This window comes from Bradyrhizobium centrosematis, from assembly GCF_045571495.1.
Classification (GTDB): Bacteria; Pseudomonadota; Alphaproteobacteria; order Rhizobiales; family Xanthobacteraceae; genus Bradyrhizobium; species Bradyrhizobium centrosematis.
In genome coordinates, this window is sequence record NZ_CP120703.1 from 4,218,249 (window position 1) to 4,244,080 (window position 25,832).

General features: G+C 65.2%; 35 protein-coding genes. 15 read left to right on the top strand and 20 right to left on the bottom strand.

All coding sequences use genetic code 11. From position 1 onward, the window contains the following. Nucleotides 1–28 precede the first annotated feature (28 nt). Together P6U31_RS20295 and P6U31_RS20300 are read right to left on the bottom strand one after the other, a co-directional pair. The gene (locus P6U31_RS20295; RefSeq protein ID WP_407183445.1) at nt 29–433 is read right to left on the bottom strand and encodes a VOC family protein; all 405 of its coding nucleotides are present in this window, start codon (nt 431–433) and stop codon (nt 29–31) included. Nucleotides 434–672: 239 nt separating this feature from the next. Further along, nucleotides 673–1,032, bottom strand: a complete 360-nt coding sequence (locus tag P6U31_RS20300) for a c-type cytochrome (protein WP_407183446.1) — start codon at nt 1,030–1,032, stop codon at nt 673–675. Between the two features lie 251 nt (nt 1,033–1,283). On the opposite strand from P6U31_RS20300, the gene P6U31_RS20305 reads away from it, so the two are divergent. Next, a complete protein-coding gene (locus P6U31_RS20305; RefSeq protein ID WP_407183447.1) occupies nt 1,284–1,634 on the top strand; it encodes a zinc ribbon domain-containing protein YjdM in 351 nt (116 codons plus the stop codon). Nucleotides 1,635–1,885: 251 nt separating this feature from the next. Here the strand turns inward: P6U31_RS20305 and P6U31_RS20310 are convergent, their stop codons facing one another. The 4 genes from P6U31_RS20310 to P6U31_RS20325 all read right to left on the bottom strand — a co-directional run bounded on the left by P6U31_RS20310 (nt 1,886) and on the right by P6U31_RS20325 (nt 3,934). Further along, on the bottom strand, nt 1,886–2,806 hold the full coding sequence (locus P6U31_RS20310; protein WP_407183448.1) for a DMT family transporter: 921 nt from the start codon (nt 2,804–2,806) through the stop codon (nt 1,886–1,888). A 236-nt stretch (nt 2,807–3,042) separates the two neighbouring features. Next, a complete protein-coding gene (locus P6U31_RS20315; RefSeq protein ID WP_407183450.1) occupies nt 3,043–3,297 on the bottom strand; it encodes a hypothetical protein in 255 nt (84 codons plus the stop codon). 167 nt (nt 3,298–3,464) lie between these two features. Further along, entirely contained in the window at nt 3,465–3,644 is a 180-nt protein-coding gene (locus P6U31_RS20320) for a hypothetical protein (RefSeq protein WP_407183452.1), read from the bottom strand. A 125-nt stretch (nt 3,645–3,769) separates the two neighbouring features. Then, nucleotides 3,770–3,934 carry a Flp family type IVb pilin gene (locus tag P6U31_RS20325; RefSeq protein ID WP_027569789.1) on the bottom strand — a complete coding sequence of 55 codons (165 nt, stop codon included), beginning with the start codon at nt 3,932–3,934 and terminating at the stop codon, nt 3,770–3,772. A gap of 329 nt (nt 3,935–4,263) precedes the next feature. On the opposite strand from P6U31_RS20325, the gene P6U31_RS20330 reads away from it, so the two are divergent. Continuing rightward, on the top strand, nt 4,264–5,610 hold the full coding sequence (locus P6U31_RS20330; protein ID WP_407183453.1) for a hypothetical protein: 1,347 nt from the start codon (nt 4,264–4,266) through the stop codon (nt 5,608–5,610). Between the two features lie 4 nt (nt 5,611–5,614). On the opposite strand, the gene pdxY is transcribed toward P6U31_RS20330, so the two are convergent. Together pdxY and P6U31_RS20340 are read right to left on the bottom strand one after the other, a co-directional pair. Continuing rightward, nucleotides 5,615–6,433, bottom strand: coding sequence for a pyridoxal kinase (pdxY, locus tag P6U31_RS20335; protein WP_407183454.1), 819 nt, complete (start codon nt 6,431–6,433; stop codon nt 5,615–5,617). A gap of 58 nt (nt 6,434–6,491) precedes the next feature. Continuing rightward, entirely contained in the window at nt 6,492–7,124 is a 633-nt protein-coding gene (locus tag P6U31_RS20340; RefSeq protein ID WP_407183455.1) for a TetR family transcriptional regulator, read from the bottom strand. 98 nt (nt 7,125–7,222) lie between these two features. Between P6U31_RS20340 and P6U31_RS20345 the strand changes: the two genes are divergently transcribed. The 3 genes from P6U31_RS20345 to P6U31_RS20355 all read left to right on the top strand — a co-directional run bounded on the left by P6U31_RS20345 (nt 7,223) and on the right by P6U31_RS20355 (nt 8,987). After that, nucleotides 7,223–7,888: an O-methyltransferase gene (locus P6U31_RS20345; RefSeq protein ID WP_407183456.1), complete on the top strand. Its 666-nt coding sequence runs from the start codon at nt 7,223–7,225 to the stop codon at nt 7,886–7,888. Nucleotides 7,889–8,073: 185 nt separating this feature from the next. Further along, nucleotides 8,074–8,418, top strand: a complete 345-nt coding sequence (locus P6U31_RS20350; RefSeq protein WP_407183457.1) for a DMT family transporter — start codon at nt 8,074–8,076, stop codon at nt 8,416–8,418. Continuing rightward, entirely contained in the window at nt 8,418–8,987 is a 570-nt protein-coding gene (locus P6U31_RS20355) for a TetR family transcriptional regulator (RefSeq protein ID WP_407183458.1), read from the top strand. Before P6U31_RS20350 ends, P6U31_RS20355 begins: the two co-directional genes overlap by 1 nt. A 16-nt stretch (nt 8,988–9,003) precedes the next feature. Here the strand turns inward: P6U31_RS20355 and P6U31_RS20360 are convergent, their stop codons facing one another. From P6U31_RS20360 to P6U31_RS20380, 5 genes are all read right to left on the bottom strand, one after another. Next, on the bottom strand, nt 9,004–9,369 hold the full coding sequence (locus P6U31_RS20360) for a hypothetical protein (RefSeq protein ID WP_407183459.1): 366 nt from the start codon (nt 9,367–9,369) through the stop codon (nt 9,004–9,006). Nucleotides 9,370–9,458: 89 nt separating this feature from the next. Continuing rightward, complete coding sequence (locus P6U31_RS20365; RefSeq protein WP_164937708.1) at nt 9,459–9,665, bottom strand: hypothetical protein; 207 nt, start codon at nt 9,663–9,665, stop codon at nt 9,459–9,461. 233 nt (nt 9,666–9,898) lie between these two features. Then, on the bottom strand, nt 9,899–10,177 hold the full coding sequence (locus P6U31_RS20370) for a hypothetical protein (RefSeq protein ID WP_407183460.1): 279 nt from the start codon (nt 10,175–10,177) through the stop codon (nt 9,899–9,901). 168 nt (nt 10,178–10,345) lie between these two features. After that, nucleotides 10,346–11,359, bottom strand: coding sequence for an SH3 domain-containing protein (locus tag P6U31_RS20375; protein WP_407183461.1), 1,014 nt, complete (start codon nt 11,357–11,359; stop codon nt 10,346–10,348). Nucleotides 11,360–11,514: 155 nt separating this feature from the next. Then, nucleotides 11,515–13,437, bottom strand: a complete 1,923-nt coding sequence (locus tag P6U31_RS20380) for an FAD-binding monooxygenase (protein WP_407183462.1) — start codon at nt 13,435–13,437, stop codon at nt 11,515–11,517. Between the two features lie 103 nt (nt 13,438–13,540). On the opposite strand from P6U31_RS20380, the gene P6U31_RS20385 reads away from it, so the two are divergent. Together P6U31_RS20385 and P6U31_RS20390 are read left to right on the top strand one after the other, a co-directional pair. Next, complete coding sequence (locus P6U31_RS20385; RefSeq protein ID WP_407183463.1) at nt 13,541–14,005, top strand: MarR family winged helix-turn-helix transcriptional regulator; 465 nt, start codon at nt 13,541–13,543, stop codon at nt 14,003–14,005. A 120-nt stretch (nt 14,006–14,125) separates the two neighbouring features. Further along, a complete protein-coding gene (locus tag P6U31_RS20390) occupies nt 14,126–14,560 on the top strand; it encodes a hypothetical protein (RefSeq protein WP_407183464.1) in 435 nt (144 codons plus the stop codon). A gap of 46 nt (nt 14,561–14,606) precedes the next feature. Here the strand turns inward: P6U31_RS20390 and P6U31_RS20395 are convergent, their stop codons facing one another. Further along, the gene (locus P6U31_RS20395; RefSeq protein ID WP_407183465.1) at nt 14,607–15,203 is read right to left on the bottom strand and encodes a L,D-transpeptidase; all 597 of its coding nucleotides are present in this window, start codon (nt 15,201–15,203) and stop codon (nt 14,607–14,609) included. 369 nt (nt 15,204–15,572) lie between these two features. Between P6U31_RS20395 and P6U31_RS20400 the strand changes: the two genes are divergently transcribed. Beyond that, nucleotides 15,573–16,625 (top strand): hypothetical protein, encoded by a 1,053-nt coding sequence (locus P6U31_RS20400; protein ID WP_407189895.1) that lies wholly within the window; start codon nt 15,573–15,575, stop codon nt 16,623–16,625. Nucleotides 16,626–17,005: 380 nt separating this feature from the next. Then, nucleotides 17,006–17,236 (top strand): DUF6894 family protein, encoded by a 231-nt coding sequence (locus tag P6U31_RS20405; RefSeq protein WP_200454753.1) that lies wholly within the window; start codon nt 17,006–17,008, stop codon nt 17,234–17,236. Here the strand turns inward: P6U31_RS20405 and P6U31_RS20410 are convergent, their stop codons facing one another. Beyond that, a complete protein-coding gene (locus P6U31_RS20410) occupies nt 17,237–18,022 on the bottom strand; it encodes an SDR family NAD(P)-dependent oxidoreductase (protein ID WP_407183466.1) in 786 nt (261 codons plus the stop codon). It abuts the gene before it with no gap. A 129-nt stretch (nt 18,023–18,151) separates the two neighbouring features. On the opposite strand from P6U31_RS20410, the gene P6U31_RS20415 reads away from it, so the two are divergent. Both P6U31_RS20415 and P6U31_RS20420 read left to right on the top strand, forming a co-directional pair. Beyond that, nucleotides 18,152–18,541: a hypothetical protein gene (locus tag P6U31_RS20415; protein WP_407183467.1), complete on the top strand. Its 390-nt coding sequence runs from the start codon at nt 18,152–18,154 to the stop codon at nt 18,539–18,541. A 107-nt stretch (nt 18,542–18,648) separates the two neighbouring features. After that, the gene (locus P6U31_RS20420; RefSeq protein WP_407183468.1) at nt 18,649–18,897 is read left to right on the top strand and encodes a hypothetical protein; all 249 of its coding nucleotides are present in this window, start codon (nt 18,649–18,651) and stop codon (nt 18,895–18,897) included. Nucleotides 18,898–18,920: 23 nt separating this feature from the next. Here P6U31_RS20420 and P6U31_RS20425 read toward each other — a convergent pair whose 3' ends face one another. From P6U31_RS20425 to P6U31_RS20445, 5 genes are all read right to left on the bottom strand, one after another. Further along, on the bottom strand, nt 18,921–19,106 hold the full coding sequence (locus P6U31_RS20425; protein ID WP_128920679.1) for a hypothetical protein: 186 nt from the start codon (nt 19,104–19,106) through the stop codon (nt 18,921–18,923). A gap of 171 nt (nt 19,107–19,277) precedes the next feature. After that, nucleotides 19,278–19,559: a cell division topological specificity factor MinE gene (gene minE / locus P6U31_RS20430; protein ID WP_209961595.1), complete on the bottom strand. Its 282-nt coding sequence runs from the start codon at nt 19,557–19,559 to the stop codon at nt 19,278–19,280. Beyond that, entirely contained in the window at nt 19,556–20,371 is an 816-nt protein-coding gene (gene minD / locus P6U31_RS20435; protein ID WP_407183469.1) for a septum site-determining protein MinD, read from the bottom strand. The genes minE and minD overlap by 4 nt, the downstream gene beginning before the upstream one ends. A 19-nt stretch (nt 20,372–20,390) precedes the next feature. Beyond that, complete coding sequence (minC, locus tag P6U31_RS20440) at nt 20,391–21,089, bottom strand: septum site-determining protein MinC (RefSeq protein WP_407183470.1); 699 nt, start codon at nt 21,087–21,089, stop codon at nt 20,391–20,393. Between the two features lie 249 nt (nt 21,090–21,338). Then, nucleotides 21,339–22,343, bottom strand: coding sequence for an ABC transporter substrate-binding protein (locus P6U31_RS20445; RefSeq protein ID WP_407183471.1), 1,005 nt, complete (start codon nt 22,341–22,343; stop codon nt 21,339–21,341). Between the two features lie 100 nt (nt 22,344–22,443). On the opposite strand from P6U31_RS20445, the gene P6U31_RS20450 reads away from it, so the two are divergent. From P6U31_RS20450 to P6U31_RS20465, 4 genes are all read left to right on the top strand, one after another. Beyond that, entirely contained in the window at nt 22,444–23,091 is a 648-nt protein-coding gene (locus P6U31_RS20450; protein ID WP_407183473.1) for a TetR/AcrR family transcriptional regulator, read from the top strand. Nucleotides 23,092–23,174: 83 nt separating this feature from the next. Beyond that, nucleotides 23,175–23,945, top strand: coding sequence for an ABC transporter permease (locus P6U31_RS20455; protein ID WP_407183474.1), 771 nt, complete (start codon nt 23,175–23,177; stop codon nt 23,943–23,945). 40 nt (nt 23,946–23,985) lie between these two features. Then, nucleotides 23,986–25,023, top strand: coding sequence for an NAD-dependent epimerase/dehydratase family protein (locus tag P6U31_RS20460; protein WP_407183475.1), 1,038 nt, complete (start codon nt 23,986–23,988; stop codon nt 25,021–25,023). Next, nucleotides 25,010–25,831, top strand: a complete 822-nt coding sequence (locus P6U31_RS20465; RefSeq protein WP_407183476.1) for a GNAT family N-acetyltransferase — start codon at nt 25,010–25,012, stop codon at nt 25,829–25,831. Before P6U31_RS20460 ends, P6U31_RS20465 begins: the two co-directional genes overlap by 14 nt. Nucleotide 25,832 lies beyond the last annotated feature (1 nt).

Genomic DNA, 25,832 nt, shown 5'->3' on the forward strand with positions numbered 1-25,832 from the left:
TTGCTGTCGCTGGCGATCGTAGCCCGGATTACGAACTCCCCAACAATGCATCGTATCCCTTGTCGCTGAACGCCAGCAGACAAAAGCCGTGCCCGAACGGATCGGCCAGCATCGCGATCCGGCCATAGGGCGCATCGCTCGCCGGCACCTCCAGCATCGCGCCGGCGCGCAGCGCGCGCTCGACGGCGGCATCGACATCGTCGACGACGACGTCGACATGCACGGGCGTCCAGTGCCGCTCGTAGCGGCGGCGGTCGCCGCCGGCACCCAATGTGCCGGCCCGCTTGGTCAGGAGATAGACCGGCGCGGGCCAGCCGAGCAGCTCGACGAAGTCGGTGCCGAAGCGGCGGCCGACCGTGAGGCCGAAAGCGGCGGTGTAGAAGCGCGTGGCTTGCGCCACATCTGGAACGTCGATGTTGAGCAGGAAGGACATGGCGGGCTCGTCTCGCGAATTGCGGCGCGAACCTAGCCCGAATGCTGCGCGAGCGTCATCCGGGATGATGCCGCACGCGGCTGGCGCCGACGATGCCCCGCAACACGCCACAATGCCAATATACCCCCGTTTTGCCCGACGCCGCAAATCTCATTCGGACAAACCGAAAAAGCGAGACTTATCAAGGCCCGCTCTACTGTGCATGGGGTTGTTTTCGCGAAATCGTGCCGGCGACGGCCTCACTTGCCGCGCAGGCTCAGGATATAGGCCGACAGCACATCCGCCTGCTCGGGCGAGATCACAAGGTTCGGCATGTTCTGATGACTGGTCCGCCAGAACACCTTGAGCGACAGCGCGGTGGTGCCGCTCCTGTCCGCGATGGCCTGGAAACTCGGGGCCTCGTCGAAGAACCCGGCCATGTGCGGCTCGATGGCGTGACAGCTCTGGCACCACGCCTGCGCCAGGCGATGTCCTTCAGCAACCGCACGCGGGCCGGATCTCTGGGCCCCCGCCGCGGTGTGGACGACGCCGAGCAGAAACAGCACCGACAATGCGATCAGGAGAGCGAGGCCGAGATAGATTCGAGCACTGTGCGACATCGCTATTTCCCAGTCGTTGCTTCGCTGAAATGAAGCCTAGGGCGGGGCGCGCGGATCAGGTTGATTTGCATCAAGCGATGCGTCTCCGCCGGCTCACCGCGATCTTCGTCGCATCGTTTCGGTGATATCGCACCACCAGGCGATCGCGGCCTGCCGCAGTCGACAGCTTTCGCTTGCTTTCCTGTTCCCGGCCCCTACGGTCGCGCCGCGAACGAAGCGTGAGACCCCGAGAAGAGCTGGACGAGACTGCCATGACCGACGCGATGAAATGCCCCGCCTGCAGCTCCGAGCATGCCTATCAGGATCGCGATCTCTGGGTCTGCCCGGAATGCGGCCATGAATGGAGCGGTGCGGCGGAAGCGGCCGTGGATGCCGCGTCGGAGGCCGGCGTGCGCGATGCCAACGGCAATGCGCTCGCAGATGGCGACAGCGTCATCGTGATCAAGGATCTGAAGATCAAGGGCTCCTCCTCGGTGGTCAAGGGCGGCACCAAGGTGCGCAACATCCGCCTCCAGGACGCCAGCGACGGCCACAACATCGCCTGCAAGATCGACGGCATCGGCGCGATGAACCTGAAGTCGGAATTCGTCAGGAAAGCCTGACCGCGCGAGCCTGCGGCCTGCCGCGCCCGCGGTAACACTAATGCCCAGTTCCAGCTCCGGAACCCATATTCCTTCTTATCCCTGTCGTAAATCGGTGTAAGCTTACAGATGCCGGGGCGTGGCGTTTGCAGCGCGTATCTATTTTCTCAACCCGGGGCTGGCTTGCAGGGTTACCTGTTCGATTGCATCACATCTTCAGACTTGAGTGGGCCGCCCCTTGGGCGGCCTTCCTGTTTTACGGGCGATAGAGACTATCGCTGCCGCTGCGCCAAATAGAATCCGCACAGCACCGTCACGAGGCCCGCGGTCTGCAGCAGCGTCGGCGGCTCGCCCAGCAGCAGCCAGCCGGTGAGCAGCGTCAGCGCCGGCACGCAGGCCGGAAACACCGCTGCGCGGGCAACGCCGAGGCGCTGCACCGAGACGGCAAACAGATAGAGCGCGGCGGGACCTGCGAGCACGCCCTGCGCCAGCGCCTGGATCGCGTTTTCGGTGACGCCGATCGCCGCAACATGAGCGAGCCCGACGGTTGCGACGTAGACCGGCAGCAGCAACAGCGACAGCACGTTGATGACAAGCGCGGCCGAGACCGCGGACACGCGCCAGCGCCGCAGCGCGGCGCCGAAGCCGGCGAACATCAAGCCGGTCAGCACGAAGATCAGATCGCCCTGCACGCCGGTGGCGCCGATATGGCCGATCGATTCCGCACCGATTACGCCGAGGCCGCCGACGATGACGAGGGCGCCGACGAGACGCGAGACCGTGATCCGCTCTTTCAGGACCAGGGCCGCGAGCAACAGGCCGCCGAGCGTGGCACAGGAGGGCTGGATCACGCTGCCATGGCCGAGCGGCACGAACAGGAAGCCGGTGTAGGAGATCAGCGACATCACGGGGCCGCCGAGCACCATCAGCACGAGACCCCTGCCCCAGCCGATGCCGCAGAGATCCTTGACGCCGGCGCGCAACACCAGCGGCAGGAATGCGATCCCCGACCAGACGTAGCGATGCACGAGCAGATCGACCGGCGTGAAGCCGACCTTGAGTCCATGCCGCGTGCCGGCAAAGCCGAGCGCCCAGAACAGCGCCGCGGCAAGGCCGCAGGCCACGCCGAGCAGTGCCGGCGCCGCATCGTAGTTCTGAGAGAGAGCCTCGGCGCCGCTCGTCCGCTGGTCCATGGAGCAAGCCTTAGGTCAGCTCGCCAATGGCCTCAACCCACGCGGCCGCAGGGCTGGGACGCGCAGAGCTTCGCGCGTTGCGCGAGATCGCTCAGAAAAATCAGGGGCTGAGACCGAGCCCTTAGGTCAGGCTCAGTACCAAGATAACAAGGGAGGTAGCGTCGACGTCAAAGGCGTGAGGTGAGGCAGCGGATCCCGCCTCTCCGCGGGACCCACCAGCCATCAACCGATAGAGCTCAGCGGGCAGCGCCCGTGGTGACGTCGGCGGTCTTCAGCTTGCGGGGGCTGAGCACTTTCGTCTGGTGAACCGAGGCGACGGTGATCGGCGCAGCGGCCTGTTGCTCGACATGCGCGGCACCGAGGACGCGAACCTGCAAGGGCGAGACCGGAAATCCGTTGATCTCGTAAGTCGGCAGTTCGGCGGCGAAAGCCGCAGTGCTGCCCGCGATCGTCAGGATGGCGGCGGCGATCGACAGAGTGTTCTTGTTCATTGGTGATGCTCCTGAGTGGAAGAGTCGGAGCATATTTAGGCCCGCCTTGCTGCAACGCGACATATTTTGTTGCATTGCACAAGCGCACGTCGTGCATGGCAATATATTTAACTTAGGACTTTGGCCGAGTCACGCGAGCCGCGCCATGGCCGCTCTCAGGGTGGTGCTCAGCCACCGAGCACGTTGCCCCAGCCGTCAAACAGATAGGCCTTCCAAGCCACCGTTCCATCGCTGCCCGGCCGGCTGGCCCGCCGGTAATCATCGGCTTGGTCGGCAGTCCAGGTGATGATCGTGTCCGTGAGACGATCGTGCAGGATGGCGGGTTCGGTGGGATCGAAGGCGTCCATAGGACGAAGCGAGGTATGCGTCATGGGCGACCAAACGCGCCAGCCGCAACAAAGTTGCCGCAAGGCTCCGCGCAAAAAGCAGCGCCGTCAAGCGTGCAAACGCGTGATGCCGGCGCAGCGACGTCCTATTTCAACGCCGTGGCCAGCGATTGCAGCTTTGCGACGAGGTTGGTTCCGAGCGCATAGATGATCTCGATGATCGCGAGCGCAATGCCGGCTGCGATCAGGCCGTATTCAATCGCGGTCGCGCCGGATTCATCGGCCGCGAATTCCGCCCACTTGCATTTCAACTTCACAACCGCATCCTTCTCAACTCTACCGGAAATTGCCGGCGAGAGACAAATGCATCGCCACAATCCAAAATTGAGTAAACACGATCGTTCAAGTTGACGACAACGACGCTGCTCCCAGCGAACCGCCGTGGAACCCACGTTGCAACTCGGCAACACTCGGTCGAAAAGCCCATTTTCGCCGATCTGCGCCATTGCGCTGCCACATGGTCCTCCAAACAATCGACGCACTGCGTGCCTTTCCGTGCAAGACTGTTTTCGTCAAACTGTTTGCATCATGACTGTCCGGGCAAGGCGGGTTCGGGCAGAACCGTTTGGAGGCAGGGATCATGAACGATCGACGGTCTCTTCTGGTGGCGATCGCGTGCCCCTCGGCCGTGCTCGCCGGCTGGCTGGCGCTTTCCCTCTCCGCCTATGCCCCTGCCCTGATCGAGAACAGCGGTGCCAATGCGGCTGCCGTCTCGCGCGCCAAGAATCTCACCAAGGATCTCACCAAGGATCTCAGCAAGGATCTCAGCCGGCTCGACCTCGCCGACGTGCCACACGCTGCGACGATCGAGGACGCCATCGCCTTGACCGCCGACATCGCGGCCGCGGTGGCCGCAGCACCGGCCCCGGCAATCGCTGAGGCGGCGCCTGAGCCTGCCGCACCCGCCCTCAAGCTCGCCTCGGCCGATCCGGCCCTGATCCTGCCGGCAGAGCCGCCGCCTGCACCGCAGATCTCGCCCGAACCAGAGCCGGAGTCGTTTGTCAGCGAGGCAGCCCCAGTTGCGGCGCCGGAGCCCATCAAGCTCGCATCTGCCGATCCCACCGAGATCGTGACGACCGATGCGCTGTCCCCTGCAGCGATCGCAGGCGGCCCTGTCGCGCCCGTGAGCAAGGCATCGCCGCCGGCCGACACCGTTGCCGTGCTCGACGAATGCTTCGTCATGGATGCGTGCATCGACCGCTATCTCTGGACGCTCTACCAGCGCACCGCAAAGGAAGACTCCATCAAGGTCCAGGAGCGCCGCGCCGTCACCGTCAAGCGCAAGGGCAAGACGGTCACGGTAATGCGCACCTTCACGAAGCTGGTCGATGAGGATTTCGGCTGGAAGGATCCGAAGGCAGCCGAGCACGCCAACATGTCGATGATGGACTACGTCATCGGCGGCATGGACAAGAGCTTCAAGCGGAAGCTGTTCCGCACGCTGCTCGCCGCAGAAGCCGCCGGTCTCTCGCCCGGCATCACCAGCGCGTTCCGCGACGACTATCGCCAGTCGATCGCGAGCGGCCTGAAAGCGGCCTCCGACCGTTCCTATCATGGCGGCAGCTCGCGCGGCGGCTACGGCCACGGCATGGCGGCCGACATTGTCAGCACTCAGGGCAACAACCGCGCGCAGCGCTGGGTCTCGACCGAAATCCTGTGGAAGTGGGTCGACGCCAACGGCAAGGCATATGGCATCGGCCGGCCCTATCTCGGCCGTGATCCGCCGCATGTCGGCCCCATTGATGGCCCGGAATACATCTCGCGCCGCGGCACGGGGGACCGCAAGGAAGCCGCCGTCAACGTCAAGCCGAAGAAGACGCGCAGTGTTGCCGCCGCCAAGCCGCCGAAGGCGCAGGCGGCGCGCGAGCAGAAGAGCCCGGCCAAGCCACAGAAATCGGCGCAATCGGCCGGCAAGCGCGCGACCTGAGCCGTTACGGCTTACGTCCCACTGAGGGCAGCGGCACGAGCCGCATCTCGGCCGTGCCGGCCTCCTGGGTGCGCACCAGCACCGCAAAGATGGTCTCGACGGCAAGCCGCACCGCAGCCTCGGTCGCTTCGCCCTTGGCCAAATGTGCTGCGATCAGGCCCGTGAGGAGATCGCCGGTGCCGTAGGGGCGGATCGGCAAGCGCGGCGTTGCAAAGCGCGACACCTCTCCGCCGGCGCACAGGATCGTCTCCACCTGCCCTTCCGCCGTATCGCTGAGCGTGCAGCCGGTGGCGACGACGTCGCTGCGGCCGCTGCCTGCCAGCGCGGCGCATGCCGCGCGCAGACCCTGCGCATCCGCGATCGCAAGGCCTGAGAGCAGCTCGAGCTCGAACTGGTTCGGCGTCGTCAGCTTTGCGGCCGGCAGCAGCCGGTGCCGCACCACGTCCAAGATGCCGTCGGCGACATAGACGCGGCCGTCATCTCCGATCACGGGATCGCAGAGATAGACGAGCTTCCTATTCCGCGTCAGCGCCTGCTCGACGAAATCGGCGATCACGGCGGCATTGCCCGGCGAGCCGAGATAGCCGGTCACGAGCACGGCCGCCTCGTCGACGAGCCCGCGCTCCTCGACGCCTTTGAGGAGATCGGCGACGAGCTCGGTCTCCAGCACCCGCCCGCGCAGGGTCGGATAGCGCGGATGGTTGGACAGCAGCGTCGTCGGCACCGCCGCGACGTTCACGCCCTCCGCCTGGATGGCATAGGCGGCCGCGCTGTTGCCGACATGGCCGTGGACCACCTGGCTTTGAATGGAGATGACGAGCATGAGAGAGGTCCGTACGGACAAACGTCAGGCGATGCAAGAGCAGCCCGGATTTCGCGCTTCAGCGTCGCGCCAATTCCCCGAGATAAGCACAGAACATGTCGGCCAGCCCGTCGGCATGACGCGCGATCTCGGCCTCGCTGCGCGGCGTCTCCGAAAACCGCTTGCCGACCTCGCTCAGCGTCGTCTTGATCAACTCGCCGGCAAGCGCGCACGTCGCTTCGGAGGCCTTGGGCAGCGCTTCCCGCATGAACACGGCGATGATCTCCTTGCCGGCTGCCCGCGCGTCCTGCGCCTCTGGCGCGTCGCGATAGAGCGGCGCGGCATCGCTGAGCGCGATGCGAATTGCGGCCTCCGCGCACTCGGAGCGGATGAAGGCATGGACCAGCGCGCGGAGCCGCGCTGGCGGCGGTTTCGCCCGGTCCGCGAGGATGCCGCGCAAGAGCTCGCTGGTGCTCCGCCACTCGTCGCTCTGGAGACGAAACAGGATCGCGGCCTTGTTGGGAAAATATTGATAGAGCGATCCGACGCTGACCCCGGCCCGCTCCGCCACCCGCGCCGTGGTGAAACGTTGCGCGCCTTCCTTCGCCAGGACCTGAACAGCGGCATCGAGAATGGCCGCTACCAGGCCGGTCGAGCGGGCCTGTTGCGGCTGTTTTCGTGAGGAAACTGAACGGCTTCGACGATCGGCCATGGCGCACCCGAGGAATGCGAATAGGAAATGCGACGAATTAGTCGTATTTCCACGCCGCACGCAAGCACGCGTTTTTTCGTCACCTCTGGAGACCTCGAATGACCACCCCAATCATCACATCGCTTGCGCCGCTGCTGGATCGCCTGTTCGACGAAGCCGAGGCGGCAAGCGGCGCAACGCGAGCCGCCGTCGCCGATTTGTCCGATATGGACCGCGCGCGGATGATGCGGAGCAAGACCGATTACCGCGACCTCTACGGACGCCTGAAGGACGCGCCGCTCGCAGTCTCGCGCGAGACTGGAGCACTGCTTTACATGCTGACGCGCAGCTCCGGCGCTAGGACGATCGTCGAATTCGGCACCTCGTTCGGCATCTCGACGCTGCACCTTGCCGCAGGGCTGCGTGACAATGGCGGCGGCCGCCTCATCACCAGCGAGTTCGAGCCGTCCAAGGCGGCGCGCGCGCGGGAAAACCTCTCGGCCGGCGGCTTGATCGATCTCGTCGAAATCCGTGAGGGCGATGCGCTCGAGACGCTTAGCGCCGATCTGCCCGATACGATCGATCTCGTGCTGCTCGATGGTGCCAAGGCGCTCTACCCTGATATCCTCGATCTGCTCGAAGGCCATCTCGGGCCGGGCGCGATCCTCGTCGCCGACAATGCCGACGACAGCCCGGACTATCTGGCGCGCGTACGAAGGCCCGGCAGCGGCTACATGTCGACGCCCTTCGCCGACGACGTCGAACTCTCCGTGCGGATCAACTGACGCCGGACGAGCCTCAATGAAATGATGGAGCCGCTGCGCGATTCATCGTGCGGCGGCTTCATGCCGCATTCCGCCAATGTCGCAGGCTCGTCACCGACATGTGATACTTGCTGCGGGGCAAAGCCAAGACGCCGCGTGGTAAACATACCTACCGCGCGGTATCTTTCTGGGGCCTCCGAGTGACCATGACTTCCACCTTCAATGCCTATGCGGCGCTTGCCCTCGCCATCACCTTCGAGGCCACGGCATCGGCCTTCCTGCAGCAATCCGCGCAATTCACCCGCCCGTGGCCGACGCTGGCCATGGTGCTGTTCTACGTCGCCTCGTTCTACGCGCTGTCGGTGGCGATCCGCGTCATCCCCTTGAGCATCGCCTATGCGATCTGGGGCGGGGTCGGCATCATCCTGACCGCCACCGTCTCCTTCGTGCTGTTCCGCCAGATGCTGGATGCCGCGGCCTTCGTCGGCATCACGCTGATCGTATCAGGCGTCGTGATCATCAACCTGTTCTCGCAGACCACGGTGCACTGATGCCGACGAGCGCCTACACCCGCGCCAAGCAGCCGGAGCAGGTCCGGCGCGCCCTGCTCGACCATGCCGCGGCCATTGCGATGGATCATGGCGTCGCCGGTGTCACCGTGCAGGCGGTCGCCGCTGCGGCCGGCGTCACCAAAGGTGGGCTGTTCCACCATTTCGGCAGCAAGCAGGCGCTGATCGAGGGCCTGTTTGCCGACCTGCTCGGTCGCGTCGACGCCGAGATCGACGCCGCCATCGAAGCTGACCCGAAGCCACGCGGCAGCTTCACCCGGGCCTATGTGAATGCCGTGTTCACCGGCAGAACCTTCGGCTTTGCGACCCCGTGGGCGGCGCTGAGCATGGTGGTCGTCACCGATCCTCCGCTGCGCCGGCTCTGGAACGATTGGATCAAGGCACGCCTGAGGCGCCACCGCTCGACCGACGGCACGCCGGATCTGCAGATCGTTCGTCTTGCTGCCGACGGCGCCTGGCTTTCCTACGTCACGACTGGACAGACGCGCATGAGCGCCGAGCTGCGCGCCGTGCACGCACGGCTGCTCGCGCAGACCCATCGGCGCGGTTAGCGAAAGGCCGAGCGGCCTATTGGCTCTGCGTCGGCTTCGGCGGACGCGGTGCGGATCGCGCGGGCTTCTTGGCAGGCTTGGCCGCATCGCGCGGCGGCGGCTCGTCGACCGACTGAAGATAGGCGGCGAGCGCCTTGGCCGAGTCGGAGCTGGTGGCGTAATGGTCCTTCAGAAACCAGGACAGTGTCAGGCTGATGCGGCCCTTGGCGAGGCCGCGCGGACTGCGATGGCAGGTCGCACAGCCGTCCGCAAACAGCTTGGCCGGTGACTTGCCGGCATCGAGATTTTGCGCGGCCGCAACCGTCGTCGTCAGAACGGCGGCGGCTGCAAGTCCAACCAGGGGCACGATCCGGTCGCGCCCCAGTCCACACAGCGATGTCAAATGTCGTCCCCCCAGAGCGTTTTCGAGCGAAACGGACAACCGGTCCGCGGACAGAAAACGCGTCCAGATGTCGAGTTCCGCCCGTCGGTTCACGCCGCCAACAGCTGATCGAATTCGGGCGGCGCGTAGGCCTTGCCGTCCTGGTCCGTGATGACGACCCGCCACCCCTCGCTCGCCCACACCTTCGCCTTCGCCACGATCACCAGCCGGCTCTCGCGGGCGAAACTATACTTCTCGTTGTCGCGTTCTGCGACCATCTTGTAGGCCAATTCGCGTCCCCTTGCGTCGCCCTGCACCGGCCTCCTCGTGGCAGCGGGCTTTGGCGGCAATTCGCCGGGAGCATGGCAATTTGGTGCCGTCCGCTGGCATGGCGCCGCGTTCGGCTTCGCGCTTGCCCGTCGGGACGCAATTCCATCCGTCGCAGGCTTGCCCCGCGACGGCGCGGGGCCGTCTTCATGTCGTGCTGGATCGACCGCCGGGAGCCGGCCCGTGCATCGGCAACGGAGCCGATCCTCCCTATCCGAGCCCGCTAATGCACGCGGATGATGTGGGGGCGGCCTAGATCGATCAGCCCCTGCACCGCCGAGAGGCGGTCGTCGAGAGCCGCGATGGTGAGCAACAGATTGTTGCGGCGTTCGTCGAGCATGCCCATCTCGGCGCCGGTGAGCTTAGCGCTCCTCCGTTCCTTGTGGATGCTTTCGAGGGATTCGCGCAGTCCGGCGATCAGGTTGGCTAGCTGCTTGGCCTCCTTGGTCATCGACCGCTTCGCGACATTTTGGCGGCGCGTCTCCGCCTGGCTCTGTCTCATCGTCATCCTCCCGTGCCCCGCTGCCCCGAGTGGATGCCTGCATCTTTGGATACACATATTACGATCGATGAAATCTGCCCGCGAAGAACCTCCATAAATTGTACGCGCCGGGAACCCGGTCCATCCCGCAGAAAACCCGGCGCGAGGGCCGGGTTTTCCTTGAGAATGTCAGTGCTTCCGGTGGTCGCCGCCGGGACCGCCGGCCGGAGCACCGCCGCCACGCGGCGCGGCATTGATTTGCGGAGCGCCGCCACCGCCGTGCGGCATTGCAGGCGCAGCAGCACGAGGCGCAGGCATCTGCGCATGAGCATTCATCGGCGAACCGTGGCTCACATTCGGCTGCGCGACATGCGGCATCGCGGGCCGCGCGGCGGGTGCGGCGGACACTCGCGGTGCTTCATGCGCGCGTGTCATCGGCTGGGCGCGCACCGCAGCGCGGCTCGTGGCCTGTTCGTGCATCATGCGCGCCTGCGCATCGCGCGGGTTGCGGCTCTGCACATTGGTCCTCTCATGCGCGATGCGCTCGCTTTGTCCGGCACGTGTCCGATCGGCGGCAACAGTAGCGTCGCGTTTTGTGATGGCCGCGTCGCGCGTCGCGATCGCAGCGTCGCGCTTGGTAATCGCGGCATCGGGCCGCAGGGTCGCGGCGTTGCGTCCAGAGATCGCAGCGGCGCCTCCGCTTCGCACACCTTCCCGTTCCAAGGCGACCGTTGCATCGCGCGTCGCTGCGCGGCCGATGCGGGCCGCACGCGGATCAATCGTCATTCGCGTCGCGACACTCTGATGCGAGGTCCAGTAACTATTCCAGTAGGCGTAGCGGTGGTACCAGGGACGCCCCGTGTAATAGCTGGACCAGTACGAGGTCAGCACGAAGGGAACGACGGGCACGTCGATCTCATCGACATAGTCCGGCAGATAGACGTAGTGGTTGCGATAGAGATATTCGAGATATTGCGACGACACCCAGCCGCGATCGTCCGAGAAGCTGACGTCGCACCAGGCATTGCCGCGCAGGCAGCCATGGATGTTGACGCGAGCGCCTCCGGGGATGCGATCGACCAGGGGGAAGCCCGCGCCCGGACCGGCGCGCAAGCCTGTGGAGACCGTGACGATGCCCGGCGCGGCCAGTGCGGCTGTCGGCGCGAGCAGTAATGCGGCAATCAGAACGCTCTTGAATTTCATGGCATGTTCCTCCTCTTTCGAGTCGGAACGCGCGAACGGAACGCGCGTTCCGTGCGAAGCATGCGATGGATCGAAAGATTGAAACGCCAGCCGTGCGCGGTTCAATATTCATCCGTCGTTCATCGGCACAACGCGTAAGCGGCGCTGCCGGACCGTCAATTGGCCGGCAGCATGAACGCGTCGAAGTACGCGGCGAGCCCGGCAAAGTCATCAAGCGGCAGAACGCTTGCGACATACTGGTCGGGCCGCACCACGACCATGCAGCCGGCCTTCCGATCGATGCCGCGCATTGCGAACACATCGTGACCGCTCTTGACGTCCGGACAGAACATTTTCTCGTAGTCGAGCAAGCCATAACGACCTTTGCTCGGCAGCAGCAGCGGCGGCATGGCCGCGATGTCGAGCTCGCGGTGATCCTGCTGAAACACCGCGCGCAGATCGATCACGCTGTCGATGTCTGAGCTTCTTCGCGTGTATCGCCGGATCGGGGATTTCGTGGACTCCGCGAGAAAGTTGCACAACACACGAATGGCCGAGTCGGACGCCACCGGATTCTCCGCCGGCGAAAACGCATAGATGCGGAAGCGACCGTCAGCCTGTGCGGCATGACCAAGATGTACCGGCTTTGCGTCCGCCAGCCGGATCACCGGGGCGGAATGGAAGCGCTTGCCGATGACGAGGCCTTGCGCGAGATGCTGATGCGAGGCCGTGCCGGTGAGAATCGACGGCCCGTAATGCGTGGCCGTGCCCGCGGTATAGCGGCCGTGCCGGACGAAATAGTCCTGCGTCCTGGCGGCATCGGCGCCGCCGGCCTTGGCGGCGGAGGCGAGAATTCCCGCCCACTCGCGGTCGAAATCGATCAGCTCTTTCGCGACCGCCTGGCGCTCCGCCGAATAGGAATGCAGCAGCTGTGGGGCGCACTGCTTCCGCAGCACCGCGGCGAGCTTCCAGCCGAGATTGAAGGCGTCCTGCATCGAGACGTTCATGCCCTGCCCCGCTTTTGGACTGTGGGTGTGGCAGGCATCGCCGGCGATAAAGATGCGTGGCAGGCGCGTTGCGACCGCGGCCTCCGGCACATCGTCGAACTTGTCGGTGAGACGCTGGCCGATCTCGTAGACCGACCACCAGGCGATCTCCTTCACCTCGAGCTTATGCGGCTTCAGGATCCGCTGCGCTTTCGCGATCACGTCGTCGGCGGTGATGTTGCGGTTGACAACGCGCTCGCCGACCTCGAGCTTGGCGAGTTCGACATAGATGCGGACCATGTAGCCGCCTTCACGGGGAATGATCAGCAGGCTGCCGTCCTTCGCCGACTGGATCAGCGACTTGAATCGGATGTCCGGAAAATCCGTCACAGCAAGCACGTCCATCACGCCCCAGGCGTGGTTGGCGGAATCGCCGTGCAGCTCGCGCCCGATCGCCTTCCGCACCGCGCTGCGCGCGCCGTCGCAGCCGACGACGTAGCGCGCCTTGACCGTCTCGACCTTGCCTTCGTTCGCGGCATCGACCCGTTCGAGCCGCACGGTGACGGCTTGGTCGGCGGGCCCTGCGGCCGGATCGACCTCGAGGTCGACCAGGCGCCGGCTGTAATGGGGTTCGAGCTTGGCCGGCGATTTGCGCATAACATCGAGAAAGCCGTCATGGATGCGCGCCTGGTTGAGGATGACGTGCGGGAATTCCGACAACCCGTCCTCGACGTCCTGGACCCTGCCGCTGCGGATGATCGTCTCGGGCTGCCGCTCGTTCGGCTTCCAGAACGTCGTCTCGTTGACCCAATAGGCCTCCTTCAGCACGCGCTCGCTGAAGCCATAGGCGTGAAACATCTCCATGGTCCGGCATGCGATACCATCGGCCTGCCCGACCAGCAGGCGGTCCGCCTTCTGCTCGACGATACAGGTCTTGATATCGGGAAATTGCGCGAGTTGAGCTGCGAGCGTCAGGCCCGCGGGGCCGCAGCCGACAATGAGGACATCGACCTTGTCGGGCACGGCGCCCATGGCGCCCGAAACCTGAACGCGCTCGGCAGGATCGGCAATCTCGGGATCGCCCGGCTGGAATCCGTTGAGATGGAATTGCATGAGCCTCTCTCCCGCCAAATGTCTTTTGGATATTGCTCAGTATGCTGACTATCAGTATACTTGTCAACGATGCGCACCGTCGCTGTCGCAAATGGAGAATTCGGTGAAAGACAACAACGACATGCCCGGGCATCTGGCGCGCCGGTTCCAGCAGATCGCGGTCGCAGTTTTCCTGGCTGAGGTCAGCGATGCCGGCTTCGACCTCACGCCGGTGCAATACGCCGCGCTCGCCACCATCAAGGCCAATCCGGGGCTCGACCAGGTGACGCTTGCGGGATTGATCGCCTATGACCGCACCACCATCACCGGCGTGATCGATCGCCTGGTGCAAAAGGGACTTGCCGAACGCCGCGCCTCCAGCCGCGACCGCCGCGCCCGCGAGCTCGTGATCACCGACGAGGGCCGGCGCACACTGCGCAAGATCACACCTGCGGTGGAATCAGCGCAGCGCATCATGCTGCGCGGCCTCAGCGCCAAGGAAGGCGAGGAGCTGATGCGGCTGCTGCGCAAGGCGATTGCCGCCGGCAACGATCTGAGCCGCGCGCCGCTGCGCGACATCTCGGCATGATCCGGTATTTTTATCCGCAATTGTCGCAGCGCAACGAAACCTGGAACTAACCTTCGGCTGCTAGGGTCGGCAACATCCTGCGCTTAACGCGCGATTAACTTTGCGGTTCAGGGGTTTCGGATGTTCAGGTTTCTCATCGCGGCCACGGCCATCGCGCTCTCGGCCGCTCCTGCACTCGCGAACGGCCATGGCGGCGGCGATGCCCCTCCTCCGCCGAAGCCCGAGGCGACGACCGCGCCGGCGAAGGTGGTCCTGACCAAGCAGGGCCCCAAGCTCGTCGACCTCAAGGGCATGACGCTCTACTATTATGAGCGCGACACCACCGGAAAGACATCGAACTGCAACGGCAAGTGCACCGAGAGCTGGGTGCCGCTGCCCGCAACCGCCGACGCCAAGGCCGTCGGCGACTTCACCGTGATCAGCCGCAACGACGGCAGCAAGATGTGGGCATATCGCTATCGCCCGCTCTACACCTCACCCGCCGACAAGGCGCCAGGCGATGCCAATGGCAACGCCACGACGCTGCAATGGCGGATCGCGCGGCCCGAGAATTAAGGCGGGATCGGCTTGCGCGTGCGCACCCGAGCGCGCGCGACCGTCCTTAACTTCGCCAGGGTGCGCCGGCCTCGGCCTGCGCGCTCTGTCCGGGCGGCAGCACCACGACCGTCGAATTGAGCTTGACCCGGTCGTATAGATCGATCACGTCCTCGTTGCGCATCCGGATGCAGCCGGACGAGATCGCCTGCCCGATATATTCAGGCTGGTTGGTGCCGTGGATGCGGTAGAGCGTGTCCTTGTTGCCGACATAGAGATAGATGCCCCGCGCACCCAGCGGATTGGCCGGACCGCCGGGAACGCGCGCCGGATACGGTCCGAGCCGCGCCTGGATGTCGGCTGTCGGAACCCAGTCCGGCCATTCCGCGAGGCGGCCGACCCGCGCAACGCCGGAGAACGCCATGGCCTCCTCGCCGACCGCAACGCCGTAGCGGATCGCCTTGCCGTCAGGCAGCACGTAATAAAGGTAGCGCGCGTCGGTATCGACCAGGATGGTGCCCGGCTGCTCCTTGCGGTGATAATCGACGATGTGACGGAGATATTGCTCCGGCACGTTGGCCTGCGCGTAAGGCGTATGCGCGAGCAACTGCCGGTCGCGCGGCGTCATGCTCGCGTCGGTCGACGGCGAAAGCGTGGTCTGCATGCAGCCGCCCAGCGGCAGCAAGGCAGCAGCAAATAAAGCGATCAGAAATCTTGGCACCGCCGGCCCCCCGATAGCGCGGATAGCAGCGCCCCCAGCACCGCAAGATGCCGTCAAAATCGTGCTGAAAACAAGGCAGTGCGGAACACGTGCGCGTGTTCAACAAATTGGGTTCCATCACCACAAACGGCGGAAGAGCGTCGCATCATCTCCATCCGCTCGCCTTGCTTTGGTCAAACCCGGCTGGACTCGTGCGTCATTGAGCCGGGCCCATTGGATTTGGAGTCCGCCTAAACAGATCGGCTTGCGCCAATGCAGGCGATGAGTACTCAACACCTGGGCTTCAAACACCTGGGCTTCAAAGGAGCTGCGATGCTCGCGACGCTGAACCCCAAGCAAATCGTCGATGAGATCGTGAAGGACACGGTCAAGGACAACGATCCGCACGACGCGATTCAGATTTCGCCCGACATTGTGCTGGCCTCGCGCCCCATCAGCGTTGCACCGGCATTGGCGCCCGACATGGCCAGCCGCCCGGAGCCGAAATTTGCACCGCCGCCCAAGATCACTCTGGAGCCCAAGCCCTCCGTGGAGCCCAAGTTCAGTCCTGTCTCGGAGCCGCAGGCGGCAGCACCACCCGCGGTCGACACTGGCGTACGCGTCGCAGTGGGCGATGATCACCGCCGACAGAAGCGATCGTCCGTGGGCAAATGGCTGCGCGGTGCGTTCGTCACGTTTCTGTTTGCGGGAGCGAGCGCAGCCGCCACGATCGCCTGGGAGCGGCACGGCGATACGGCCAAACAGATGCTCGCCGGATGGACCCCTGCGTTGGCGTCGCTGACGTCGCTGCTGCCTTCCACGTCGCAGACCACGCCGGTCGCCCCCGCAGAGGCCGCAGCACCGGCGGAGCAAGCTGCGGCGGCCCCAGCGCAAGCGGCAACCGATCAAGCCGCCGATCAATCGGCCGCGCCGCCTGCCGCGCAGGTTGCAACAGCCGCGCCCGCGGCCACACCGTCCGATGCAGCGCAGTCCGTGCAATCGATGACGCGCGACCTTGCAGCGATGGCGCAGCAGATCGAGCAGCTCAAGGCCAACATCGCCGAGTTGAAGGCCGGGCAGGAGCAAATGGCGCGCGAGATGGCAAAGCCGCCTGCGCTCAAACCGGTGACCGAGGCCAAGCCTGTCGATCCGCGCGCACGCGCTGCTGCGGTCACGCCGCGAGCTCCGTCACCGCCGCCGGTTCGCAAGCCGAAGCCGGTCGTGTCGCACACTTACATGCCGGCTTATTCGCCCCCGCCGCTCGCGCCTCCCCCGCCGCCGTCGCAGGCAACCGCGACGCCGCCAGCGGCCGCACCGGTGACCACGACCCAGGCCGTCGCCGATGACGACGGACCGGTGGTGCGTCCGCCGATGCCGTTGCGCTAGAACAGGACCGCGCAGCAGCACCAAGCGCTGCGACGGCAGCACATACGCTGTCCGAGTCGACGTGCTGCGTTGAGTCCGGGCAATTACGGGAAGCGATGCTTCGATCGTCTTCCAAGAGAAAAGGCCGTCGGGATCTATGCCGCCGGCCTTCTCTTGCAGCTGCCGGTTCCCGGAGCCCGGTTCTGCTGCAATCCCATGCCTTATGATCACGCCGACATGTTTAATTAAATGTTAACGCGGTCACACACTGCACATCATTTCTGCGCCATAAGCACAGAGATTGCGCGGCCCGTTCATTCGGTAGATATCGACTCAGTGGTAGCATCCAGCATGTGTTGAGCCTTCCACCGAAGCTCAGCGCGTCACATCGGGGAATTCGGATGCCTTACTACTCCTTCGATCTTGTGGTTGGTGAAGAGTTCAGGAACCAGGGCGGAATCATTCTCGAAGACATCGAGGTCGCCTCGGATCGTGCCGATCAACTGGCGACCGAGCTGTCGCAGGTCAAGCCGGAGCTGCAGCAGAAGGGTTGCGCGGTGCGCGTCACCGATCGCGATCACAACGAGCTCTATCGCACGCCGCTCGATCCGGTACCGGCCTGGCGACGCTGACTAGTCGTCGAGCGCCGGCGGCTCGAACCAGTTGGTCAGCGACAATCCGCCGTCGACGGCGAAGGAAGCGCCGGTGACGTAACCGGACAGCTTGTTCGACAGTACCGCGAGCGCCATCGGTGCGAGGTCGCTGGCCTCGCCGAGCCGCCCGAGCGGAATGTGCCGCGCCAGCGCGGGATCCGCAACGAACCCGCCCGCCGCGATCGCACCAGGCACCAGCGCGTTGACGCGGATGCCGTAGCGGCCAAACGTCTTGGCCAGCTCCTTCACCAGCATCGCCATCGCCGCCTTCGCCGTCGAATAATGCGGTAGGTTGCGCGGCGTGCCGGCATGCAGCGAGGTGAGAAACAGGAACGAGCCTGGTCGTTTCGCCGCGATCAGCTGCTTTGCGAGTTCGCGCGCCAGATGAAAGCTGGCATCGAGATTGACGGCATGCATCTCTTGCCAGACCCTGCGATCGACCGCGAGTGCATGATCGGCCTCCCGCCGCGGCGGCGATGCGCTGTGCACGAAATGCGTGATCCCGCCCAGCGCCGCGTTCGCGGCAGCGAGCAGCGCGTCGCACGCATCGAGATCGGCGAGATCGCCGACCCAGGGCACTGCCAGTTCAGGGTTCTTGCTGGCGCCGATCGCGGCCGTCACCCGCTCGGCATTCACATCGGCGAACACGGTGCGGACGCCCTCGCCGACCAGGGCTTGCGCGATCGCGCGGCCGATGCCGTTGCCGGCGCCGGTGACCAGCGCCGTGTCACGGGCAGGATCGAACGGCGTGCTGAACAGGCTCATGTCGTTCTCCGAGGCTGGGTTGCATTCACGATAGCGCACCGCAGCAGGAAGCGACAATTCGCATCTGGCACCATTGCGGAGCAGGCGGCCGGACGTTAGCCTTCCAAAAAAACGTAGGAGATACCAAGGATGCGCTACGGTTTCCTGATGGCCGGCCTATTGCTGATCGCGGCTCCCGCCCAAGCCGAGGACCATCCCCGCTCGACCTATGTGACCCTGGTCTTGCAGGCCTTCGCCGCCAAGGTCGAATGCCCGGGCACGGACGTCGTCTACCAGGACCTCGTGCAGAAAGCGCAGCAGATGCATCTGCCCGACGGCACCACCGAGAAAGTGCGCAAGGCGATCGCCTGGATGCACACCGGCGGCAAGATGGGCGAGAAGCAGGACGACGACCTGATGGCCGAGGTCGCGGTGGCCACCCAGGCGACCGATCTCAACCAGCGTCGCCTCGGCATGTCCAGCTGGTGCGAGGCCCAGAAGACCAACCTCGCCGGGCTGATCCGCAGCAAGGGCGGCTAGCAAGCCGCTCGCGCGGCATTAAGCACATCGCTGGGAACCGCAAGGGCCGGCCAACAATCGTCACATTCCTCGCCAGCATGCGGGCTTTTTCGAACAGGAGAAGCCCCATGCGGATTGCCCGTCTCGTTTTCGGCGCCGTGCTTGCCGCCAGCGCGGTGCTGGCTGCCCCGGCCCTGGCGAAGAACTCCGAGACCCAGAAGGGCGACGACAAGTCGACCTCGCCGTCGTGCAGCGCCTATCAGCAGGCGCCGGACGGATCCTGGGAACAACTCCCGTGCAAGGAGGCAGGCGAGCGCAGCCAGCCGCAAACGCAGCATAAGTCCGGTGCACAAGGTGCTGATCAAGGCGGGCGCTGAGCCCGCCGCGACCACCGCACGTCTCAGCTCTGGTGCGGTCCCCGGATGATCTTCATAGCGTCGGCAATGTGGCGCCACTCCCGGGCCTCGTCGGCCTCGCCGCGGCCCTCGCAGGCCTGGGCCTGCTCGGCGGCTTTCGCGATCGCAGCAAAGCCGTGCTGTTCGAGCATCTGCCGCGCAACGGTATGGACCTGGACCTCGGACATCATGAGCGCTCTCCCGGTTGGTGGAACCGCGGTGCAGCGCGCGACTGGTCCCGCGGGTCGTTCACAACGATCTCGCTGTAGGTCCCGTTCCGCCGCTCCAAGACAAAGGCGGCCCGCTATGCCCAGCGGACCGCCTTTCACTCACCCCAAACCGGACGTCGTCGGCCGCGTCCCCTACGCGACTGCCACTTTCTTGCGCTCGAAATCGTTGGGCACTTCGATATCGACCTCCAGGGTCGAGACCTCGTCGCCGCGTTCGAGCCGGACGATGACCTTGGTCGGGTCCAGCGTCACGTGCTTGGAGACCACGGCAAGGATTTCCTCACGCAGCACGCCGAGCAGATCGGGCTGGCCACGCATTCCGCGTTCATGGGCAAGCAGGATCTGCAGCCGCTCGCGAGCGACGGGTGCAGAGGCCTTGTTGCCGCGGAGAAGCCGGAGCAGACCCATGCTCATGCAGCCCTCCGTCGCAGCAGGCGATCCATGAAGCCCTTGCGCTCGGTCGGCACCTGCATCGGCACGGTGTCGCCGCACAGGCGGCGCGCCGCGTCGATATAGGCCCGCGCCGGTGCGCCGTCCGCGTTCGACAGCGTCACGGGTGTACCGACATTCGAGGCGCGCAGCACGTCCTGGCTCTCGGGGATGATGCCGAGCAAGGGCGTTGCGAGGATCTCGAGGATGTCGTCGATCGTCAGCATCTCGCCGCGCGCGGCGCGGGAAGGATCGTAGCGTGTGATCAGGATGTGCTTCTCGACGCGCTCGCCCTTCTCGGCCCGCACGGTCTTGGAATCAAGCATGCCGATGATGCGGTCGGAATCGCGCACCGAGGAGACTTCCGGATTGGTCACGATCACGGCCTCGTCGGCGAAGCGCATCGCCATGGAGGCGCCGCGCTCGATGCCGGCCGGGCTGTCGCAGATCACCCAGTCGAAACGGCTGCGCAGCTCGGCGATGACCTTGCCGACGCCCTCTTCCGTGAGCGCGTCCTTGTCGCGGGTCTGCGAGGCCGGCAGCAGCCAGAGGTTCTCCAGCCGCTTGTCGCGGATCAGCGCCTGCGGCAGCTTTGCCACGCCCTGCACCACATTGATGAGGTCGAACACGACGCGGCGCTCGGCGCCCATCACGAGGTCCAGGTTGCGCAGGCCGACGTCGAAGTCGACGACGACGACCTTGTCGCCGCGCTGCGCCAGCGCGGCTCCTAGGGCGGCGGTGGTCGTGGTCTTGCCGACCCCGCCCTTGCCTGATGTCACGACCAGTACTTTGGCCATTTCTGAAATCTCCTTCTGGTCAGTTCAGCGCGGTAATTCGCATGGTGTTGCCCTGCAGGAAGGCCTGGGCCGGCCTGCCGCGCAGGGCGGCGTCGATGTCGTCGGCGGTCTGATAAAATCCATCGATCGCAAGCAGTTCGGCCTCGATCTTCTGACAATAGATGCGCGCGCTCGTGTGACCGTTCACGCCCGCCATGGCGCGGCCGCGCAGTGCGCCGTAGACGTGGATCGAGCCGCCGGCGACCACCTCGGCCCCGGAGCCGACCGAGCCGAGGATGGTGATGTCGCCTTCGGGGAAGATCACGGTCTGGCCCGAGCGCACCGGGCTTTCGAGCAACAGCGAGGTCGGCTTGGCCTCGGTTTTCGTCTCCGGCTTCTTCGGCGCGCTCGGCTCGACCACGCAGCTGCGTCCGCCCGACAGCAGCGGCGGCATCATTGGGGTCAGCCTTGCCTCCTCCACGCCCTCGATGCCGAGCACGCGGATGTTGCGGTCCTGCAGGCTGGTGAGCAGATGGCCGATGCCGGCCTGGCTGAGGTCGACCGAGGATAGGTCGATCACCACGGGCCGGCCGGCAAAGAAGCCCGGCGAACGCGCGATGGTGGCGTCGATCTCCTGCAGCCAGTCCTGGACCGGAACCGTCGGCGTAAACACGAAGGCCACGTAGGAGCGCCCGCGCAGGCGCACCATTTGGCGTTGGACTTTTGCTGCAGCCTCCATGGCGGCCGACTCGTTCCCTGTTATTGAATGGTTAACGATGCGGCGGATATGGTTAACGGCCGGTTAACTCTCCGTGGGATTACGTGGGCTGGGGCTCGGCTTGTGCCGCTGTCGTGTCCGAGAAGGAGAGCAAGGAACACTCCTCTCACAACGTCATTGCGAGGAGCCCTTGCGACGAAGCAATCCAGACTGACTCCTCGGAAAGATTCTGGATTGCTTCGCTGCGTTCGCAATGACGGAGAAGGCCCCCTACTTCTTCACCTTGCTCGCATCCATCTTGATGTTCGGATCGAGCATCTTGGTCGTGAAGGCGGTCGTGACGTCGAACGGCTTCTCCATGCCGAGATAGGTCTGGACCAGCTCGTAGTCCTTTTTCATCCGCTCGCCGTCGATCCAGCCGAGACCCTTGGTGGTGGTGAACTCATCGGTCATCAGGAATTTGATCCGCTCCCACTGGCGCTCCTGGTTCTCCTTGTCGAGACCCGAGACCTGGTCGAGCAGCGCCTTCAGGCACGGCGCGGCGTCAGCGACGCAGGCCGCAAAGGCCTTCTGGGTGACGCGCACGAAGTCCTCGACGAGTTTCGGGTTCTTCTGCAGATAGGCGCCGTTGACGATCAGCGAGTTGCCGTAAGGGTTGAGCCCGATGTCCTTCCAGTTGACATAGCCGAGGTCTGGTCCGAACTCGATCACCTTCAGATCGTGCTCGTTATAGAAATCGCTGATGATGTCGACGGTGTGGCTCTTCAGCGCCGCGATCTTCGCGGTCGGCCCGACATTTACGAAGCCGACGGCGTCGGGCGCTAGCCCTGCGGCCTTGGCGAAGGCCGGCCACATCACGCGCGAAGCATCGCCCGGGGGATTGCCGATCTTGTGGCCGGCAAAGTCCTTCACCCCGTTCACGCCGTAGCTCTTCAGCCAGTAGAAGGTCTGCCCGGTGTTGGCATAGACGCTCATCACGGCAACGGTATCGGCGCCCTTGCTCTTGGCCACCAGCATGGTGGCGAGATCGGCGACGCCGAACGGCGAGCCGCCAGAGCCGACCTTGGCGGCGGAGACGCCGGAGCCCTTGCCGGTCTCGATCGTGAGGTCGATGCCGGCCTTCTCGTACCAGCCCTGCGCCTTGGCGTAGTAATAGGGCGAGTGATCGGCTGTCGGCGTCCAGTTGAGGATCAGGTTCACCGCCTCGCCCGCGCTGGCCGGCACCGCCGGCAAACCGAGCATCAGGGCCACAACAGCCGCCTGCAAACGCTTCATCGCATCTCTCCTCATGCCAGCGACCCGGCTTGTCGCTCTCCCCTTGTGAGGATACCAATGCAACAAGCCCGCCCTCAACTTGTCAACTGTTTGGTTGGAAATGCCCGCAAAACGATCTGGCGACACCGTGCCGCAGCGCCGCGACCCCGTCGCCACCCGCAACAAGCTGCTCACCGCGGCACGCCTGGAGTTCTCCCGGCACGGTTTTGCGGGCGCCCGCGTCGACGAGATCGCCGAGCGCGCGGGCGTCAACAAGCAGCTCGTCTACCATTATTTCGGCGACAAGGACGCGCTCTACCTCGCCGTACTCGAATGGGTCTATGAGGACATCCGCGAGCAGGAGCGCAAGCTCAATCTGGAAGGCCTGCCGCCGGAGAAGGCGATCCGCAAGCTAATCGAGGCCTCGTTCGACCATTTGGCCGCAAACCCCGATTTCATCGTGCTCTTGAACGACGAGAACCGCGGCGGCGCCCCCCACGTCCGCGGCTCCACGCGGCTGGAGGCGATGCATTCCCCGCTGGTCAGGAGCGTGTCGCACATCCTCAACGAGGGCGTGCGCGCGGGCGTATTCCGCAAGGGGATCGATCCGGTCCAACTCTATATCTCCATTGCCGGCCTCAGCTATTTTTTCTTCTCCAACACACCGACGCTGTCGGCGATCTTCGGCAAGGACCTATCGAGCCGCAGTGCAAAGCGGGCCCGCCGCCGCCACGTCGCCGACCTGGTGCTGCAGTCGCTCCGGCCGTAATCAACCAACTGGTTGAAACTTCCCCTGGGGACGGCTAAGCTGGCGGCCTGCGGCATCGTTGCCGCGCCAACAGGGAGCAAGCGGTGGCAGGAGACAGGGCAAGCAGCTCGCGCAGCTTCGCGGTCATCCTGATCGTGCACCTCGCCGTGCTCGTGCTCTGGCAGGTCGCGGTCGATGCCTTCCACGTACCGAAATTCATCCTGCCCTCGCCGCTCGCGACGGTGCAGACGCTGGGAACCGCGAGCTATGCCTGGGGCGCCAACACGCTGGTGACCGCAATCGAGATTCTCGGCGGCTTCGCGCTCGGTGCCTTCGTCGGCGTCGCGCTCGCCGTGATCTTCAGCTGGGCGCCGCTGCTGAGCCTCGTGCTGCTGCCGCTGTTCGTGACTCTGAACATGATCCCGAAGGTCGCGCTCGGCCCGCTCTTCATCGTCTGGTTCTCCTACGGCATCGTCCCGAACATCCTGATCGCTTTCAGCATCTGCTTCTTCCCGATCCTGCTCACCACCGCGCGCGGCTTGCGCGAGGTCGAGCCGGACCTGCTCGACCTCGTCAAATCGCTGCGCGGGTCGCGCTGGACCCTGTTCCGCAAGATTCAGCTGCCGGGATCGCTGCCTTACGTCTTCTCCGGCATGAAGGTCGGCGCCATTCTCGCGGTCGCCGGCGCCATCGTCGGCGAGTTCATCGCCTCCGAGCGCGGGCTCGGCTACCTCATGATCCAGGTGCAGTCCTCACTCGACACGCCCGCAATGGTGATGGCGGTCGTGCTGTTGACGCTGCTCGGGGTCGCTCTGTACGGCCTCGTCCTTGCCCTCGAGCGCATGTTCGTGGTCGGCGACGCCAGACAGACATGACAATGGCAACCTAGGACCGGCCGACTTGAAGGATAGAACCATGCTGCTCACCCGCGAGAACCTGCCGAAAACCATCCCCGATGTCGCAGCTCTCGACGATCTCCTGTGCCGGCCGAGCCAGGCGCTGATCGACGACCTCGGCAAGGTCGACGGCGACATCATGATCCTCGGCGTCGCCGGCAAGATGGGGCCGACGCTGGCGGGGCTTGCTAAGGCCGCCGCGCCCGATCGTCGCATCATCGGCGTCGCCCGCTTCAGCGACGCGAGCGTCAAAGACTGGCTGCACGCGCGCGGGGTCGACACCATCAACTGCGACCTGATGGACGAGAAGGCGATCGCAGCGCTGCCGAAGGCACCGAACATCGTCTTCATGGCCGGCCGCAAGTTCGGCGCCGAGGGCGATCTGTCGCTGACTTGGGCGATGAACGCGCACGTGCCCGCCCTGGTGGCACAGGCCTTCCCGTCCTCGCGCATCGTCGCATTCTCGACCGGCTGCATCTATCCCTTCGTCGCTGTCGACGGCAAAGGCTCGACCGAGGACATGGCGCCGAACCCGCCTGGCGAATACGCGCAATCCTGCGTCGGTCGCGAGCGGATGTTCGAGTATTTCTCGCGCAAGTTTGGAACGCCCGGGCGCCTGTTCCGCCTCAACTATGCGATCGACATGCGCTACGGCGTGCTGCACGACATCGCGGCGAAGGTGCTCTCGGGCACGCCGATCGACGTCAGCCTCGGCCATGTCAATTTCATCTGGCAGGGCGATGCATCGGCCCAGGCGCTACGCTGCCTCGCCCATTGCACGACGCCGACAACGCCGATCAATGTCAGCGGCCACGAGATCCTCGCCGTGCGCGATCTCGCTCAAAAATTCGGCGCAAGGTTCGGCCGCGCGCCGGTGCTGACCGGCACGGAAGAGCCAACGGCCTGGCTGACCGACACGTCGAAGGCGGTCGAACTGTTCGGCCATCCCGTGGTCGACACCGAGCAGCTGATCGCCTGGACCGCGGATTGGGTCGCGCGCGCCATGCCGAACCTCGGCAAGCCCACCAAATACGAGGTGCGTGATGGACGCTACTGACGCTCCACCCGTCCTCAAGCTCGGCGTGCAGGACGCGATCGCGGGGCTGGCGCTCTCGACGGAAGCGCACTGGAACCAGACCGAGGAAGACTGGCGCATCTTCCTGCGCGAAGGCATCGTGTTCGGCATCCGTGACGGCGCGCGATTGGTTGCGACCGCGGCACTGCTGCCCTATTCCGGCAACAATGCCTGGATCAGCATGGTGCTGGTCTCGGCCACGCATCGCCGCCGCGGCCTTGCCACCCGTCTCGTCGACGCCTGCCTGGAAACCGCACGAAAGAACGGCCTGACGAGCTGGCTCGACGCCACGCCCGACGGCGCTGCCGTCTACGGGCCGCTCGGGTTCACGCCGACGCTGCAACTGCGTCGCCTGAAGCTGGTGAAGCCTGCGCGCGCCGATGCGCCGCCAGCGTCCTCCGCAACACTCGATGCGCTCAGTGCGCGGGACCGGCGGGCCACCGGTTTCGACCGGGCCGCGCTTCTCTCCGCCTTCGTACAACGCCCCGGCTCGCGTATCGTCGCCGTGAGCGGCGCCATCGCGCTGGTGCGCGACGGCCGGACCGCGCGCCACATCGGCCCGCTCTTGGCCGACGATGCCGCGGCAGCTCTGGCTCTGGTCGACGCGATCACATGCTCCGAGACCGGCCCGCTGCTGCTCGACGCCGTCGCGTCGCAATCAGCATTTCTGGAAGGCTTGACCGCCTCCGGCTGGACCATTGAGCGGCCGTTTCAGCGTATGCGTTTCGGCCCCGCCACCGTCGCCACCGAAGAAATGCCATTCGCCGTCGCCGGCCCCGAATTCGGATAGG